Genomic DNA, 16,161 nt, shown 5'->3' with positions numbered 1-16,161 from the left:
GGGGTTGCGTCGCATGTGTGGCATCGTCGGTATCGTCGGTAAGTCGAACGTCAATCAGGCGCTGTATGACGCGCTAACCGTCCTCCAGCACCGCGGCCAGGACGCTGCCGGTATCGTGACCAGCCATGATGGCCGGTTATTCCTGCGCAAGGACAACGGCCTGGTCCGTGACGTTTTTCATCAACGGCACATGCAGCGCCTGGTCGGTCACATGGGTATTGGCCATGTGCGTTATCCGACCGCTGGCAGCTCGACTTCGGCCGAAGCTCAACCGTTTTACGTCAACTCGCCTTACGGCATTACCCTGGCGCATAACGGTAACCTGACCAACGTTGAACAGCTGGCCAAGGAGATCTACGAATCTGACCTGCGCCACGTCAACACCAATTCCGATTCGGAAGTCCTGCTCAACGTCTTCGCTCACGAGCTGGCCCAGCGTGGCAAGCTGCAACCGACCGAAGAAGACGTGTTCGCCGCCGTGACCGACGTGCACAACCGTTGTGTTGGTGGTTATGCGGTAGTGGCCATGGTCACCGGTTATGGCATCGTCGGCTTCCGCGACCCTCACGGTATTCGCCCGATCGTTTTCGGTCAGCGTCACACCGACGAAGGCGTCGAGTACATGATCGCCTCCGAAAGCGTGTCCCTGGATGTGCTGGGCTTCACCCTGATCCGCGACCTGGCGCCGGGCGAAGCGGTCTACATCACTGAAGACGGCAAGCTGCACACTCGCCAGTGCGCGACCAATCCGAAACTGACTCCGTGCATCTTCGAGCACGTCTACCTGGCGCGTCCGGACTCGATCATCGACGGTGTGTCGGTGTACAAGGCGCGTCTGCGCATGGGCGAGAAGCTGGCCGAGAAGATCCTGCGCGAGCGTCCGGATCACGATATCGACGTGGTCATCCCGATTCCGGATACCAGCCGTACCGCGGCGCTGGAGCTGGCGAACCACCTGGGCGTCAAGTTCCGCGAAGGCTTCGTGAAGAACCGCTACATCGGCCGTACCTTCATCATGCCGGGCCAGGCCGCACGCAAGAAATCCGTGCGCCAGAAGCTCAACGCCATCGAGCTGGAATTCCGCGGCAAGAACGTGATGCTGGTGGATGACTCCATCGTTCGCGGCACCACCTGCAAGCAGATCATCCAGATGGCTCGTGAAGCCGGCGCGAAGAATGTCTACTTCTGCTCCGCAGCGCCGGCCGTGCGTTTCCCGAACGTGTACGGCATCGACATGCCGAGCGCTCACGAACTGATCGCACACAATCGTTCGACTCAGGATGTGGCCGATCTGATCGGCGCCGACTGGCTGATCTATCAGGATCTGCCTGACCTGATCGAGGCGGTCGGTGGTGGCAAGATCAAGATCGAGAACTTCGACTGCGCGGTGTTCGATGGCAAATATGTCACTGGCGACGTCGACGAGGCCTACCTGAACAAGATCGAGAACGCCCGTAACGATGCCTCCAAGGCCAAGACCCAGGCGGTCAGTGCAATCATCGATCTGTACAACAACTGATTTAGAGCATTAAAGACATAAGGAGTAGGCGGCATGAGTCAGGATTGGGATGCCGGTCGGCTGGACAGCGACCTTGATGGCGTAGCTTTCGATACCCTGGCCGTGCGCGCCGGCCAACACCGTACCCCGGAAGGGGAGCATGGTGATCCGATGTTCTTCACCTCCAGCTACGTGTTCCGTACGGCCGCCGATGCGGCCGCGCGGTTCGCCGGCGAGGTGCCGGGCAATGTCTATTCCCGCTACACCAACCCGACCGTGCGGGCGTTCGAAGAACGCATCGCCGCCCTGGAAGGCGCCGAGCAGGCCGTGGCCACCGCCACCGGCATGGCGGCCATTCTCTCGGTGGTCATGAGCTTGTGCAGCGCGGGCGATCATGTCTTGGTTTCGCGCAGTGTGTTTGGTTCGACCATCAGCCTGTTCGAAAAGTATTTCAAGCGCTTCGGTATCGAAGTCGATTACGTGCCCCTGGCGGACCTGTCCGGCTGGGATGCGGCGATCAAGGCCAATACCAAGCTGCTGTTCGTTGAATCGCCGTCCAACCCGCTCGCCGAGTTGGTGGATATCGCAGCGCTGTCCGAAGTGGCTCACGCCAAGGGCGCGATGCTGGTGGTCGACAACTGTTTCTGCACGCCGGCGCTGCAGCAGCCGCTGAAGCTGGGTGCGGACGTGGTGGTGCACTCGGCGACCAAGTTCATCGACGGCCAGGGTCGTTGCATGGGCGGTGTGGTGGCTGGTCGCAGCGAACAGATGAAAGAAGTGGTGGGTTTCCTGCGTACCGCGGGGCCGACCCTGAGCCCGTTCAACGCCTGGATCTTCCTCAAAGGCCTCGAGACCCTCAACCTGCGTATGCGCGCCCATTGTGCCAATGCCCAGGCCCTGGCCGAATGGCTGGAGCAGCAGGATGGCATCGAGAAGGTGCACTACGCCGGTCTGCCAAGCCATCCGCAATACGAACTGGCCAAGCGTCAGCAGCGTGGTTTCGGCGCGGTGGTGAGCTTCGAGGTCAAGGGTGGCAAGGAAGGGGCCTGGCGTTTTATCGACGCCACTCGCCTGATTTCCATTACTGCCAACCTGGGTGACAGCAAGACCACTATCACTCATCCGAGCACCACCTCTCACGGCCGTCTGGCGCCGCAAGAGCGTGAAGCGGCGGGCATCCGTGACAGCCTGATTCGTATCGCTGTCGGCCTTGAGGATGTGGTGGACCTGCAAGCCGACCTGGCGCGCGGCTTGGCAGCCTTGTGATCGAGTTGTCCGAACAGCAGAGCATTGCCAACGGCCGCGTCGCGCTGGTGACAGGCGCGGCACGGGGTATCGGCCTGGGCATCGCTGCCTGGCTGATCAGCGAAGGCTGGCAGGTAGTGCTGACCGACCTGGACCGTGTACGCGGCTCCCAGGTGGCCAAGGTCCTGGGTGACAGCGCTTGGTTCATCGGTATGGATGTGGCGGATGAAGCGCAGGTTGCCCTGGGTGTCGCCGAAGTGCTGGGGCAGTTCGGGCGCCTCGATGCGCTGGTGTGCAACGCAGCGGTCGCCGATCCACGCAACATCACCCTGGAAAGCCTCGACCTGGCTTACTGGAATCGGGTGCTGGCGGTGAACCTCAGTGGTCCGATGCTTCTGGCCAAGCACTGTGCGCCGTATCTGCGCGCTCACGGCGGAGCCATCGTCAACCTGGCGTCTACCCGTGCCCGGCAATCGGAACCTGACACTGAAGCCTATGCGGCGAGCAAGGGCGGTCTGCTGGCCTTGACCCATGCGCTGGCCATGAGCCTGGGGCCGGAGATTCGGGTCAATGCGGTCAGCCCCGGCTGGATCGACGCCCGGGATCCGGCGGCGCGTCGGGCCGAACCTTTGAGCGATGCCGATCATGCCCAGCATCCAGCGGGCAGGGTAGGGACGGTCGAAGATGTGGCGGCGATGGTGGCGTGGCTGTTGTCGAAGAACTCCGGTTTTGTCACTGGCCAGGAGTTCGTGGTCGATGGCGGCATGAGCAAGAAAATGATTTATCGCGATTGATGACGCGTGGAGGATGCAACGAGCGCGGCTTGAGGTCGTTGGTGTTGTTGGTCCCTTCTGCAGGCTTTGTCGTGATTTTGTCTTTTTCAGAAAAACTTCAAGCAGGGTATTGACTTAGCATCGGTATCTGCGTAAATTTCGCGGCCTCAACGAAGCAAAGGGTGATTAGCTCAGCCGGGAGAGCATCTGCCTTACAAGCAGAGGGTCGGCGGTTCGATCCCGTCATCACCCACCACTTCTTGAGTGTCTTTCGAAAGAAAGGCGGAGGCTTCCACGGAAGCATCCAACCGACGCGCAGCGGTAGTTCAGTCGGTTAGAATACCGGCCTGTCACGCCGGGGGTCGCGGGTTCGAGTCCCGTCCGCTGCGCCATATCTACTTGAGGGAATACTGAACGCCCTCAGGTGACGAAGAAGCCACAGGCTCTTCGGATCGATAGCAAAGACCCTGGTCGAAAGGCCGGGGTTTTTTGTTTTCGGAATCCGGCTTTTTTCGATGCCGCTCCGGCAGTCGATATTTCCCCCTCTGCAAAGCCGCAAAAAAACCGCCTTATGGGCGGTTTTTTTATTTGGAGAAGAGCGAGGTTATCAGAGCCCCAGCTTGTCCCGCAGGCTGTAATACCAGGCACCCAACGCAGTGAATGGGGTGCGCAACAGCTGGCCGCCAGGGAAGGGGTAGTGCGGCAGCTCGGCAAAGGCGTCAAAACGCTCTGCCTGGCCGCGCAGGGCCTCTGCCAGTACCTTGCCCGCCAGATGGGTGTAGGTGACGCCATGGCCGCTGCAGCCCTGGGAGTAGTAGATGTTGTCGCCCAGGCGTCCGACTTGCGGCAGGCGCGACAGGGTCAGCAGGAAGTTGCCGGTCCAGGCGTAGTCGATCTTCACGTCCTTGAGTTGCGGGAAGGCCTTGAGCATCTTCGGTCGGATGATTGCTTCGATATTCGCCGGATCGCGGGCGCCATACACCACGCCGCCGCCGAAGATAAGGCGCTTGTCGGCGGAAAGGCGGTAGTAGTCCAGCAGGTAGTTGCAGTCCTCGACGCAGTAGTCCTGGGGGAGCAGGCTTTTTGCTAGCTCATCGCTCAAGGGTTCGGTAGTGATGACCTGGGTGCCGCACGGCATCGATTTGGCGGCCAGCTCCGGCACCAGGTTGCCCAGGTAGGCATTGCCCGCGACTATGACGAACTTGGCCCTGACTTTGCCTTGTGGGGTGTGTATCACCGGATTGGTGCCGCGCTCGATGCGCACCGCAGGGGATTGCTCGTAGATGACGCCGCCCAGGGACTCCACGGCTGCCGCTTCGCCCAATGCCAGGTTGAGTGGGTGGATGTGTCCACCGCTCATGTCGAGCATGCCGCCCTGGTACAGGTCACAGGCGACGACTTCGCGAATGCGGCTCTGATCCAGCAATTCCAGCTGGGTGTGGCCGTAGCGCTCCCACAGGCGCTTCTGCGACTCCAGATGGCCCATCTGCTTTCTGGTGATGGCGGCGAACACTCCGCCGTCCTTCAAGTCGCACTGGATTTGATACTTGGCGACCCGCTCACGAATGATCCTGCCGCCTTCGAAGGCCATCTGACCAAGCAGCTGAGCCTGCTTGGGGCCGACACTGCGCTCAATCACATCAATATCGCGGCTATAGCTGTTGACGATCTGCCCACCGTTACGCCCGGAAGCGCCGAAGCCAACCTTGGCCGCTTCCAGGACGGTGACTTTAAAACCGTTCTCAAGCAGGAACAGGGCGCTGGACAGGCCGGTGTAACCGGCACCGATCACGCAGACATCGGTTTCCACATCATCTTGCAGTGACGGGCGGGCTGGAGCAGCGTTGGCTGACGCCGCGTAATACGACTGTGGGTAAGGAGTGTTCGCCATCCTGTAACCTCTGTTTAATATTCTTGACGATTGCGTCGATCCTACCTGAGTTGAAAAACGCCTACCAGCCATCGAAAAATCTTCTTGCTGAGCCCGAAAAATAAAAATTCGCATATTCAGAGGGTTAGCTGCAAAAAAGGTGTTGACACCCCTCCGGAATTCCGTAGAATGCCGCCTCACAGCAGGCACGTAGCTCAGTTGGTTAGAGCACCACCTTGACATGGTGGGGGTCGTTGGTTCGAGTCCAATCGCGCCTACCAAACAAAATCCGCTCTGCTGGGCGGTCTGGAAGGGCCCACCGAAAGGTGGGCCCTTTTTTGTTGTCTGCGGTTTTCAAAACCTTTGCAAAAACTCCCATTCAAAAGGCCGAATCGGCGCCCACCTTCAGGAACGCGATCTCTTTTTCGGTGTGCCTCTCCAGATAGTGTTTCGTCATCTTCTATGAGGTCGTAGGCGTGTGCAGCTCCAAGGCTTTGCTGAAGTCCTCGACAGATAGTCTGGCGTAACAGAGGTCCAGTGGTCCTTGGCGTCTATCTGCTCGTGCCTGCGCACCTTGGGTTTGTTGTGGATCAGGTAGGGCGATACCAGTAGTGATTGCATGCAATCGTCCACGACATCGCGCAGGGCCTTCCCCATATTGATCTTCAGATGAAGTGGGGTTTCATGACTCTGGGGCTTCCCAAGCGACTCCGGTTTGGCAGCCTGGTACAGGCGGCCGAGAGTCAGTTGGAGCACGGGCTGATGAAGGATAAGGGCGAGTAGATGTTGATGATCGGCACTCGTATCGTTCAGAAGGTCGGTGGTATCTAAACAGCCAAAGTAGTGCGCATCCGGTACGGTTCCGGCAATAGTGTGCCGGCACTATTGTCGGCAACATTTCAGGGTATTCAGGCGAGTCCTCCTCGACGCTCAACGCTTCATGGCCTGCGAGCCGGATTTAGCCGATATAGCCTTCTGGCTGAATCAGGCGTTTCTCGTCGAGATCGTGACCACGCGGGCATCCTGGCCGGGGTCCTGGTAGTAGGGCTTCATTGCAACATCGGGTGATCGGGGGATCCTGTGCCAGGGTGGCGTGCTCAAGCTGGGTCGGACTGATCTTGTCACCACCCACCTATAGGCACCGGAAAGGAGTAGCGAAAGCTTCTGGAAGGCGCGGCCGCCCGTCACCAGATTTACGTCCAGCGCTATGTCAGCGGAAGCGGCATTCTTCAGCAAGCTGATCAGGGAGGCCAGGGCTCGTGTCTGGGAAGGTTTTAACTTCAGGACAATTTGCTGAGCATCCACAATGGCCTCAGGAGCGCTCTCAGCTGATCTTGGCGAGTTTGTAGACTGCGAGGTTGAGTTCAGCGCCACCATGCTTGGCAAGGTGGTCCGGGTGGTGGTTCGGTTCAAGATACTGGCGGCCAAGGACTGATCGTGTTGGCAGGATTTCAGGGTTACGTTAAAAAATGAGAGGATCAGATTGGAACTTTTTCATAAAAAATCGTCATATTATGCTGTATGGATATACAGCATTTTGGCTATGGAGGGCCCTCACTTTTCTAACTTGAGATTGATATATGGCAATTTATGTCGACACTCCATACGTATTCACTCCGAATCCCAATGCTGATAACGGTCCTCAAATTCAGTCGATCCTGAACGCCGGTTATCGCTGGCTGCAGATCAATGGCACCGAGTGCCCAATAGGGACCACGGTCCTCCTGAACCGCGACGACAACTGGCCATATAGCGGCCAGATCATCGAGCCCGCGCCGGGGATCGACAAGGTTACGATCGATTGCAGTGGGGTGGGACGAAACCCCGACCTTCCTTCGGATCCAAGCTACGCGGCGATTGACTACGAGGGCAACGTCCGGCCAGGGAGCTACCTGACTGCTTTGGCTGGAGTGAACACAACCCAGATTTTCGTTGCCGACACGACCCCTTACACGAACGGATCATGGATTGTGATTTCGGATGCCTCAACCGATTTCGGCACCTACTCGATGCCGCTGGATGGGCCAATGGAGGTCCGGCAGGTGATCTATGTCCTGGCCGACTCCCTGATCGTCAACCGGGTCATCAAGCGCGAGCACCCGGAAAACGCGATTGTCGCCCTGTGCGACCCCATCAAGAACGTATACATCCGAAACCTGGAGTTCACCGGGAACTGCGCGGTGGGCCTGCACATGCACTACGCCCAGCACTGCGTGATTGAGAACATCACCTCGGTGGACTGGACTGGTCGATGTATGCTGCTGCTCGACAATGGCGGCGAGTACAACACCATCATCAACAGCTACTGCACTGGTACCGAGCCCGGTATTGAGGATGATCAAAATACCTGGGGTGTAGTTGTAGAGGGCCAGGATTCAACAAGGATTATCAACTCTGGCGGCGAAAGCTGCGGTGTTGGTCAGGGGATGAATTACTGTATTGATACTGTTTCTGTTAATGCGATGGGACGTTTCAATACGGTAAACGTTGGCGTTTATACAGCGTCCATTCGTTCTGGGCTGCTTCGTCCGCAAGTAGCGTCACCAATTGCCTTGGACACAGTCATTACCGATGACTGCGAAGACTGCTACATTGTTGAGCCTATCCTTTTCGTGTAACTCAATCTGGTAAAAGACTGCTGATTCAAGTGTCTGCCTGTTCGATCAGGTGGGCACTCTGATTTCTAGATTTGCCCACCATCCGATCGATATTGAGTTGTTAAAAGGCTATCACCAATTTGTCCTATCATATTGCTGTTTGATCGGGGTTAGCCATCCTATAGGCCTGTGGAGAGAGTTGCTGAGATAAATAAAATTATGGGAATTTTAAAATGTAGTGGTCATCTATCCGGTACTTTGGGTGGAACGTTTGAACATAGTTTGTTGGTTGTAATACCTGCCGGGGGTATGCAGAGTCTTTGAAAGATGGCTTTTTGTGTCCAGGCAAGGAGTTGCTTCTGGCTCTTGATGTCAATAGGGTTCAAGTGCTGAGTGCTCTTGAGTTATTAGTGAACAAGAATCTTCTGAAATTATTTTCAGCAGACCCAAAAAGGTTGGGCCTGCTGGAAATTTAAAGTCGAATTGAGACTCTGTATCTGAACGGATCAGGGTTTATATTTTTGTAAGTAGAGGGCGTGTGGCTGTTACTGTTGCGCCTGTGTCACAGCCGATATCGCCATTTTTAAAGCCTGTGATTATGTTATTCATGACAATGGCTTCTGTTTCTTTGCCGTAACAGTAGACTCCCCACTCGCCATTTGGTGGGCAGTCAATGACGGAATCTTTTATAATGACTTTTTGCGAGTCTATAATTGCAATTGCAATGGGCGACTTGTTTTGGGTTGCTCTGCATGACTGAATCAATACTTGTGTTGATCCGTCGATCTGGATCGAAGCGTCATTTGAGCTTTCAATGTCGCAATTACTGATCATCAAATTTTCAGCTTTTGCCAATATTCCCTGAGTTCCTGGGTTTTTAATTCGTATATTGGTAAGTGATAGGCCGGTTATTTGGTTGTTGGTGGAAATGCTGCGAGCATTTATGGCTGGGCCGTGACCACTTTTTGTGTTGATGATGACGTTTGAAATTGTGGTGTTTATGAGTGTTGTTTTGCTTTTGATTTCAATCGGTATATTTATTGATATTGCACCAGTAACAGTGGCGTTGTAGTTATTTATAGATAGTCCGTTTATGAAGTTTCCTGAGGAGTCGTATTCTATGTCCGCATGGGATATAGCAGCCCCAGCGCTGCAGTTTGTAGCGGTGCACCCCGTTAATCCAGAAAGTCTGGAGCTTTCGATGACGAAGGCAGTATCTGTGACACCGCTTGCAATGCAGTTTGATGTCAGAATTTGTTCTCCAGAAGTGAAGAAGCCATCTGACTTTCTAGTAAGGTCCGGTCCACAATCTATAGCACTGCAACCGGATATTGTTGATCGGCTGGAGCGACCTGCAATAGCAAAGGCCACCCCCGAATAGTTTTTCGTATCGCCAATTGTATTTTTAACAATGCAGTTATTGATGCTGCTGTCATTACAGTTGCATAAGACAATTCCACAACTTCTGCGGCTGTCTCCTAAAATGTTGGCCCGGTTTTTTTGGTTAACGTCCACGGTAAGTTCTGATATTTTGTAGCTGCTTGGCCTGTCACTATAAATTGCATATTCAGCAGTACTATTCTTGTCCAGCGTCAGAATGGTTCTTGATGAACCATTGCCAAGTAGGCTCAAATTGTCTTTGTTCAGGTGTATAGTCTTGGATATGAGGTAGTTTCCATCTGGAAAATATAAAGTTCCTCCTTTTTTGTCGATGGCATTTAGCGCCTGATCAATGGCTTCAATATCATCTGTTACCCCGTTTCCAACTGCTCCGAACCATCTGACATTAATAAGATTTTTAGTCTGGAGCTGGCGATGCCATCGGCCATTAGGCGATAAACTGCTTTTTATGACAAGAGCACCGTCAGCATTGTCAGTTGACTTTTCATCCCAAAAAAAATGACCACCTCCTCCATCGCCGGAAAGCGTATGGTTAATCACAAAAATCGACTGAGTTGAAGTTGGGGCTAGGGTCTTAAGAGCTTCTATGTTTTTTGCGAAATTGGCATCTTTTAAGTTGTCATTTTTATAAGCAGCTGGTGCTGATCTCGCCGTGGATGACATGAGCAGAGCGGAAGTGGCAGCTAGAAGAGAGAGCAATCGTCGACGGTTTGTGGGAAGTGGTTCTTTATTTTTCTTAGGGTTCATGTTTTTTCCGAATTCAAGGAGCTAGGGTGGCAGGCGTGGCTTCATCGTGCCATCACCTCGCTAGTCTAACTCGAATGTGTCCATGTTGGGATAGATGCTGATTTAGACGCATCGCTCCACCTGATGATGTGACGGAGGTCAAGATACTTGAGGCTTTGTGAGGCGGATGCTAATCATCGTCTACGACAACCATTGGGCGATGTTTTGTTCGCTGGCGGTAGAGGCGTGGCTCATATCTGGAGCTGTGCTGACGGCTGAAGTAGAACCTCTAATGTTAGGGGAAAATGAGAATTTTAGGAATTGTCCTACATCCTAAAGCTATTCTGACTGATAGAACCTTACTTCTGGAAATCACGAGGGAGTAAGACGTGCGTAAGTTAGTATTTTGGGGGATGTTGTGTTCACAGCTTTTTACATTTTCGCATGCGGCACCTGGGAGCAATTATTTCAATATCCCAGACTGGTCGGGCGACCAGGAGTCATGCCCTCTGCCACGAGATATCAAGGCCAGGACGGGGGTTTTTACTGCACCGGCCAAAAATGAGGGTGCTGAATGGGTAGGCGTGTTGGTTGATGGCGTCATGGAGGCTGTTACCAACTTCGAGAAAAGCTATTTTGTATTGACCCACCAAGGTGTCGATAAAGTTGGTTTTATAAATAACTGTATCTATGTGACCTCCGGTGGTAGGTATTTGAATATGCATCTTGATCTTGGTAGCAATTACAAACAGGTTATGTGGATTGGGAACTCGCTGTCATGGAAAGAGTCTCGGGACTTTTCCTCATCGACGATCCTGGAGTGCACTGATACCTATAGAGATGCGTGCAGTTTTTACTTGAGGTAAATGTCTCTGTTTGCGTGGATAGGCTTTGCCATTCTTTGAGTTGTCGACATGCTTCCTCCCTCCAGGCTATGCCGTTGTCTTTTTGGTACCCTTGATGCCTATGTATTTCATGACATTTTTGTGACACTTTTAAGTCGGCTGCGGTCTGTATGTACGTTCCCTGTGCGATGCGGGCAGGGTGTGGTCGGGTAGGGTGCAGGTATGAAGAGCAGAGCGACGGTTATTTGTGCACACGGAGGGCACATTCTTTTTGTCCGCAAGGATCGCTCCAAGTGGTCTTTACCGGGTGGCAAGGTCGAGCCTGGGGAGTCTCTCGCTGCTGCCGCGATACGTGAGTTGCGGGAAGAGACAGGGTTGGATGCCAGTGAGCCTCTATACATCCTGGAGTTCGAAGCCGGCAATGTGCGGCATCATGTGTTCGAGGTTGCCGTGGCTAATGCCGGGGATGCCCGTCCCTTGAATGAAATTGCGGCCATCGCTTGGCATGCCTATGGAGCTGCCAGCGAGCTGGATGCAACGGCCGCCACCAAGAGTATCGTGAGTTCGTTTTTACGCCGCCTGTAACCGAGGTGTTATCGATTCATGAAGAAGCCCGCCTTGCGCGGGCTTTTGTTTTTCCGGCCAGTAGGCTAAATGGTCGGCGAGCGGTTTTCTCGCAGCCGAGTGCCAATCGCTTGCCCTGTGAGTGGTACAGTCGCGTTTTCACGGCGAGGTAGCATGATGCGGGTGTTGATGGCGGTAATGGTCGCGGCGTTGCTGGCAGGGTGTGCCGGCTCGGCGATGAATGAGGCGCGTTCGAAGAGCCCCTACAAGGTGCTCTCGTCGGCCAAGGCGGAGCAGGTCGTGGTGCAGTGCGTGCAGTTTGCCTGGCAGGACGAAGCTGTGTTCGGTGTGGATGCGTCGGCCTATCTGGAACCTGCCAAGGTGGGTGGATACACGGTCTATACCCGTTCGGCGGAGTCCTTTGCCGATATTCGGGGGCAGGCTTCGGGTACCACCGTCAATTATTACGCGACCCAGGACGACTGGGTTGCCAAGCGTAGACTGGCTGCGTTGGCAACTTGCCTGTAATTCCTTTCCTGAACATTATCCAGTAAACCGATCATGAACCCGGCTTTTGCCGGGTTTATGTTTTTTTTGGGGATGTCTGCTGGTTGTTCTGAGCGCTTAGTTAGCACAGGGATAATTAAATTCGTTCTTTTATTTGCTTGTGTAGGTTATTTGCCTTTCTCTCTGTAGGTTTGCGCTGTAATTGTTTTCTTGAAGTCCCGGCTTTGTTGGAATGCGACAATTGGCTTGGCATTCTGTATGTGGGAGGCAGTAGACAAAGCACTGATTTGGACTAGTTTAAAAGTTCTCCTCAAGGAGGGTTTTTTATTTGATCAAAGGAGTGAAGAAACATGAATAAACCATTAGTTCAACTGAAACACGGTCGTGTCGTATCCCCATCCAGTCGTGGTGCTGTCGCCGTCGAACTGGGGCTGCTCGGCACCTGGCAGGTCAACGAGATGGAAGGTGGAAAAAACTTCCCGGACCTGGTGGGCGGACCTTTCCAGGCACCTTACGAGAGTGACGTCGCCAGCGTTGTACCACCGGCTGATGGGCATATCCTCAGCGGCGGCAAGACCGACGAGCGTGATTGCCTCAATTTCACCAATGAGGAAATGTCGAAGAAGCTTGGACGTTCGTTCTCCTGGCCATTGCTCAACGTCGATCCGGGGCAGGTGTTCCGGGTCAAGTGGGAGTACACCGCTCCTCATGTGACCCGTGGTTACAGCTGGTTCATCACCAAGGATGGCTGGGCCCCGCAACAGCGTATCAGCCGTGCGCAACTGGAGCCGCAGGCTTTCTTCAAGGACTTCTACACACAAGTTCCGTATGACCAGCACGGCGATGAAATGAAAGCCAAGGTCGAACATCAAGTGACCCTGCCCAAGAACAAGAGAGGCCATCACGTGATTGTTCTGGCGTGGATTGTTGCCGACACCGGTAATGCGTTCTATCAGGCGTTCGACGTCGACTTCAAATAACGGCAGATGTTGTCATTCTCTTTAAATGGTTCTGAAGGATTAGAACGTGAACAAGATCAACTTTGCATCGGTAAAGACCCAGGCTAATGATTCGGCATCCTTGATGCCGTCGATCGCTGGCAAGAAGATTCTCATGGGCTTCTGGCACAACTGGCCGGCAGGTCCCAGTGACGGCTACCAACAGGGGCAGTTCGCCAACCTCGACCTGGTGGATGTACCCAAGGAGTACAACGTGGTGGCGGTGGCCTTCATGAAGGGCAACGGCATTCCCACCTTCAAGCCCTACAACCTGTCGGACGAGGAGTTCCGACGCCAGGTTGGCGTGCTCAACAGCCAGGGGCGGGCGGTGCTGATTTCCCTTGGCGGTGCGGATGCTCATATCGAGTTGCACAAAGGCAACGAGCAAGCGCTGGCCAACGAAATCATCCGTCTGGTGGAAACCTATGGTTTCGACGGGCTGGACATCGACCTCGAGCAGAGCGCCATCGACTTTGCCGACAACAAGACTGTGCTGCCCGCGGCGCTCAAGCTGGTGAAGGATCACTACGCAGGTGAGGGCAAGCATTTCATCATCAGCATGGCGCCGGAGTTTCCTTATCTCGTCACCGGTGGCAAGTATGTCGGTTACATCCAGGCGCTGGACGGCTACTACGATTTCATCGCGCCGCAGTACTACAACCAGGGCGGTGATGGTTTGTGGGTCCAGGAAGCCAACGGTGGGCAGGGTGCCTGGATTGCCCAGAACAACGACGCGCTGAAGGAAGACTTTCTGTTTTATCTGACCGAGAGCCTGGTCACCGGTACTCGTGGCTATATCGCCATCCCTGCCGACAAGTTCGTGATCGGTCTGCCGGCCAACGTCGATGCGGCGGCGACCGGGTATGTCATTGATCCAGCGGCGGTGAGCAATGCCTTCAAGCGTCTGGATCGTGCCGGATTGCCGATCAAGGGGCTGATGACCTGGTCGGTCAACTGGGATGATGGCCTCAACAAGTACGGCGTCCGTTACAACTGGGAGTTCCGTGATCGTTATGCGCCACTGATTCATGGCGGCGGTGGCGAAGAGCGACCTTCGGCGCCGGGCAATCTGTTTTCTCCGGCGCAGACGGAAAACAGCGTGACCTTGAGCTGGAGTGCTGCCCACGGCGTTCGTCCGATCGAGTTCTACACCCTGTTCCGCGATGGCAAACCGGTGGCCCAGACGGCCTCGCTGACCTTGAAGGACGAGGGGCTGAAAACCGATACGCTGTACAGCTACTTTGTCAGCGCCACGGATACCCAGGGTAATCAGTCGCTGCCGAGCACCAACCTGAACATCAAGACCGCCGGCGGGGTACCTGACCCGCAATACCCAGAATGGCAGTTGAATCATCACTACCGAAAAGATGATGGTGTGACCTACCAGGGCAGTCTGTATCTGTGCTTCCAGGAGCACACCTCGAATGCCGGCTGGACTCCGGATGTCGCCTTTACCCTTTGGGCCAGGGTGGCGGTCCAGCGTCGTGCGTGAACGCGGGTAGAAACAGTACAAAGGCGCCCCGATGACGGGCGCTTTTTTGTTGTGTGCCGGGCAAGGCAAAGCTGCGGGTTATGGGCTAATACTCACAGGCCGTTTTTTGTCATCCGTCAATGGAGAGTGGAGCGATGCTTATGCACTGGTTTCTTGCCGCCGTACACCTGCTGGCCTTTGCTGTTGCGTTTGCGGCGGTGCTCAATCGCGGTACAGCGTTGCGCCGCATGGTCACCGAGGGGGCGGACGTGCGCCGGGCTCTGCTGGCCGACAACGGCTGGGGGCTGGCCGCCGCGGTGTTGTTGATCACCGGCTTGCTGCGCGCCTTCGCTGGCTACGAAAAAGGCACGGATTACTACCTGCACCAGCCGCTGTTTCACATCAAGATGACCTTGTTCGTCATCATCCTGTTGCTCGAAATATTGCCGATGGTGACGTTGATCAAATGGCGAATCGCCCTGGGGCGCGGCTCCTCGATCGATACCAACCGCGCCACGCTGTTTGCGCGCATCAGCCACCTGCAGGGGCTGCTGATTGTGCTGATGGTGGTAGCGGCCAGCGGCATGGCGCGTGGGGTCATGTTCAGCCAGTCATGAGGCGAGGAAGGAGCGACGAGTCGAGTGTACTCGGGCTCGAGATGGCTGTTGTGCGTCATCGAGCGCAGCGCGCTCTAGCAGAGTTGGCTGAAAGCCTTGCTGATGGTGGCTCGATTGGTTTTGAACTCTGCCTGCTGCACGGGAATGATGCCGAACTCGTCACTGACGATGGCCAGCGCGCGGTGCAGGTAGTCGACGTTGGCCTGGGAGCGGAAGGTGAATATTCCGCGTTTGACTTCATAGAGCCCCTCCGTCGAGCAGGCGGCAATGGTCCGCATCGCATTCAGGTCGTTGGTGATCAGAAGGTAAGCGAACTCTTGCATTGACCGCTCCTTGTTCATAAAGCGTCTGCCGGTGGCAAGGGGAAGCCTCGGCAGGCTCGCGGAGGCGGTAGGTCCTGAAATTACTCCTCCTGCTCGTTGCCACGCTACTGAGTATTTATACAAAAACGAGGGAAGGCCTTCTCCCGGCGAGTCGTATCGACAGATTGCCGGGATGGAGCGCTATCGGTGGCGGGCTTGGGTAATGCGCTTTTTCAGGGCTGGCGGTGGCGGCCTTGACTGCGCCGCTGCCATTTGAAGAGGGAGTGTACTGCGGGGGGAATCAATCAACGACGACGCTGCGCCAGCCATTGCGGTAAGACAAAGGGCTGGCCGCTCATGACGCTCAAGGTGTTTCGCGTTTGTCCGGGGCGGTGAGGCCGGCTTGGATCCGTTGGTAGATTTCTTCGCGATGGACTGCAACGTCTTTCGGGGCATTGATGCCAATCCGGACTTGCTGGCCGCTAACGCCCAGAATGGTGATCGTGATGTCGTCACCGATATTTATGCTTTCACCGACTTTGCGGGTGAGTATCAGCATGATCTTCTCCTTGATTGCTTTGTAGGGCACCTGATTCAGACAGTGCAGATGTCGGTAGTAGTGCGTATAGATTACTGCGAAGTACCACTGTGTGGGTGCCTCTTTCTGACGCGCAGACGCGGTATTAATTCCCGAGGTGCAACTATACAGAGGCGATAAATATCATTCTCCTTGTTTTGCGCTGATTT

The 16,161-nt window shown here is 55.1% G+C and carries 14 protein-coding genes and 3 tRNA genes; 13 read left to right on the top strand and 4 right to left on the bottom strand.

Annotation, left to right across the window (positions count from 1 at the left end):
- The first annotated feature begins 13 nt into the window (after positions 1 to 13).
- From purF to J4D52_RS15125, 5 genes are all read left to right on the top strand, one after another.
- Positions 14 to 1,519 (top strand): amidophosphoribosyltransferase, encoded by a 1,506-nt coding sequence (gene purF / locus J4D52_RS15145; RefSeq protein ID WP_007921973.1) that lies wholly within the window; start codon positions 14 to 16, stop codon positions 1,517 to 1,519.
- A gap of 33 nt (positions 1,520 to 1,552) precedes the next feature.
- Entirely contained in the window at positions 1,553 to 2,764 is a 1,212-nt protein-coding gene (locus J4D52_RS15140) for an O-succinylhomoserine sulfhydrylase (protein ID WP_009048109.1), read from the top strand.
- A 5-nt stretch (positions 2,765 to 2,769) separates the two neighbouring features.
- On the top strand, positions 2,770 to 3,537 hold the full coding sequence (locus J4D52_RS15135; RefSeq protein ID WP_219733791.1) for an SDR family oxidoreductase: 768 nt from the start codon (positions 2,770 to 2,772) through the stop codon (positions 3,535 to 3,537).
- A 159-nt stretch (positions 3,538 to 3,696) separates the two neighbouring features.
- Positions 3,697 to 3,772 (top strand) — tRNA-Val (locus J4D52_RS15130).
- A 59-nt stretch (positions 3,773 to 3,831) separates the two neighbouring features.
- Positions 3,832 to 3,908 (top strand) — tRNA-Asp (locus J4D52_RS15125).
- A gap of 215 nt (positions 3,909 to 4,123) precedes the next feature.
- On the opposite strand, the gene J4D52_RS15120 is transcribed toward J4D52_RS15125, so the two are convergent.
- Positions 4,124 to 5,407, bottom strand: coding sequence for an FAD-binding oxidoreductase (locus J4D52_RS15120; RefSeq protein ID WP_158246967.1), 1,284 nt, complete (start codon positions 5,405 to 5,407; stop codon positions 4,124 to 4,126).
- A gap of 183 nt (positions 5,408 to 5,590) precedes the next feature.
- Between J4D52_RS15120 and J4D52_RS15115 the strand changes: the two genes are divergently transcribed.
- A tRNA-Val gene (locus J4D52_RS15115) sits at positions 5,591 to 5,667 on the top strand.
- Positions 5,668 to 6,966: 1,299 nt separating this feature from the next.
- Positions 6,967 to 8,004 carry a hypothetical protein gene (locus J4D52_RS15110; protein WP_063429344.1) on the top strand — a complete coding sequence of 346 codons (1,038 nt, stop codon included), beginning with the start codon at positions 6,967 to 6,969 and terminating at the stop codon, positions 8,002 to 8,004.
- Between the two features lie 492 nt (positions 8,005 to 8,496).
- Here J4D52_RS15110 and J4D52_RS15105 read toward each other — a convergent pair whose 3' ends face one another.
- A complete protein-coding gene (locus J4D52_RS15105; RefSeq protein WP_102677050.1) occupies positions 8,497 to 10,131 on the bottom strand; it encodes a glycosyl hydrolase family 28-related protein in 1,635 nt (544 codons plus the stop codon).
- A gap of 368 nt (positions 10,132 to 10,499) precedes the next feature.
- Here J4D52_RS15105 and J4D52_RS15100 point away from each other — a divergent pair, with 368 nt between their 5' ends.
- The 6 genes from J4D52_RS15100 (at position 10,500) to J4D52_RS15075 (ending at position 15,112) form a co-directional block, all read left to right on the top strand.
- Positions 10,500 to 10,976 carry a DUF3757 domain-containing protein gene (locus tag J4D52_RS15100; RefSeq protein ID WP_173678549.1) on the top strand — a complete coding sequence of 159 codons (477 nt, stop codon included), beginning with the start codon at positions 10,500 to 10,502 and terminating at the stop codon, positions 10,974 to 10,976.
- A gap of 201 nt (positions 10,977 to 11,177) precedes the next feature.
- Positions 11,178 to 11,540: an NUDIX hydrolase gene (locus J4D52_RS15095; protein ID WP_025804162.1), complete on the top strand. Its 363-nt coding sequence runs from the start codon at positions 11,178 to 11,180 to the stop codon at positions 11,538 to 11,540.
- Between the two features lie 156 nt (positions 11,541 to 11,696).
- Positions 11,697 to 12,047 (top strand): hypothetical protein, encoded by a 351-nt coding sequence (locus J4D52_RS15090; protein ID WP_102677063.1) that lies wholly within the window; start codon positions 11,697 to 11,699, stop codon positions 12,045 to 12,047.
- 329 nt (positions 12,048 to 12,376) lie between these two features.
- Positions 12,377 to 13,006 (top strand): lytic polysaccharide monooxygenase auxiliary activity family 9 protein, encoded by a 630-nt coding sequence (locus J4D52_RS15085; RefSeq protein WP_102677052.1) that lies wholly within the window; start codon positions 12,377 to 12,379, stop codon positions 13,004 to 13,006.
- Between the two features lie 103 nt (positions 13,007 to 13,109).
- Entirely contained in the window at positions 13,110 to 14,516 is a 1,407-nt protein-coding gene (locus J4D52_RS15080; RefSeq protein WP_219736283.1) for a carbohydrate-binding protein, read from the top strand.
- A gap of 134 nt (positions 14,517 to 14,650) precedes the next feature.
- Positions 14,651 to 15,112 carry a DUF2214 family protein gene (locus tag J4D52_RS15075; protein WP_102677054.1) on the top strand — a complete coding sequence of 154 codons (462 nt, stop codon included), beginning with the start codon at positions 14,651 to 14,653 and terminating at the stop codon, positions 15,110 to 15,112.
- A gap of 74 nt (positions 15,113 to 15,186) precedes the next feature.
- Here the strand turns inward: J4D52_RS15075 and J4D52_RS15070 are convergent, their stop codons facing one another.
- A complete protein-coding gene (locus tag J4D52_RS15070; protein ID WP_009048117.1) occupies positions 15,187 to 15,435 on the bottom strand; it encodes a hypothetical protein in 249 nt (82 codons plus the stop codon).
- A gap of 343 nt (positions 15,436 to 15,778) precedes the next feature.
- Positions 15,779 to 15,973 (bottom strand): carbon storage regulator CsrA, encoded by a 195-nt coding sequence (csrA, locus tag J4D52_RS15065; RefSeq protein WP_007920550.1) that lies wholly within the window; start codon positions 15,971 to 15,973, stop codon positions 15,779 to 15,781.
- Positions 15,974 to 16,161: the final 188 nt, after the last annotated feature.

The organism is Pseudomonas sp. GW460-12-10-14-TSB1 (assembly GCF_017349775.1).
GTDB classification, from domain to species: domain Bacteria; phylum Pseudomonadota; class Gammaproteobacteria; order Pseudomonadales; family Pseudomonadaceae; genus Aquipseudomonas; species Aquipseudomonas piscium.
This window is presented reverse-complemented; position numbering and strand designations above follow the sequence as displayed.

Bases quoted from the DNA above. Each gene is read 5' to 3' on its own strand.
- purF (WP_007921973.1), top strand. From the start codon at position 14: ATGTGTGGCATCGTCGGTATCGTCGGTAAGTCGAACGTCAATCAGGCG.
- J4D52_RS15140 (WP_009048109.1), top strand. From the start codon at position 1,553: ATGAGTCAGGATTGGGATGCCGGTCGGCTGGACAGCGACCTTGATGGC.
- J4D52_RS15120 (WP_158246967.1), bottom strand. From the start codon at position 5,407: ATGGCGAACACTCCTTACCCACAGTCGTATTACGCGGCGTCAGCCAAC.
- J4D52_RS15110 (WP_063429344.1), top strand. From the start codon at position 6,967: ATGGCAATTTATGTCGACACTCCATACGTATTCACTCCGAATCCCAAT.
- J4D52_RS15105 (WP_102677050.1), bottom strand. From the start codon at position 10,131: ATGAACCCTAAGAAAAATAAAGAACCACTTCCCACAAACCGTCGACGA.
- J4D52_RS15095 (WP_025804162.1), top strand. From the start codon at position 11,178: ATGAAGAGCAGAGCGACGGTTATTTGTGCACACGGAGGGCACATTCTT.
- J4D52_RS15090 (WP_102677063.1), top strand. From the start codon at position 11,697: ATGCGGGTGTTGATGGCGGTAATGGTCGCGGCGTTGCTGGCAGGGTGT.
- J4D52_RS15085 (WP_102677052.1), top strand. From the start codon at position 12,377: ATGAATAAACCATTAGTTCAACTGAAACACGGTCGTGTCGTATCCCCA.
- J4D52_RS15080 (WP_219736283.1), top strand. From the start codon at position 13,110: ATGCCGTCGATCGCTGGCAAGAAGATTCTCATGGGCTTCTGGCACAAC.
- J4D52_RS15075 (WP_102677054.1), top strand. From the start codon at position 14,651: ATGCTTATGCACTGGTTTCTTGCCGCCGTACACCTGCTGGCCTTTGCT.
- J4D52_RS15070 (WP_009048117.1), bottom strand. From the start codon at position 15,435: ATGCAAGAGTTCGCTTACCTTCTGATCACCAACGACCTGAATGCGATG.
- csrA (WP_007920550.1), bottom strand. From the start codon at position 15,973: ATGCTGATACTCACCCGCAAAGTCGGTGAAAGCATAAATATCGGTGAC.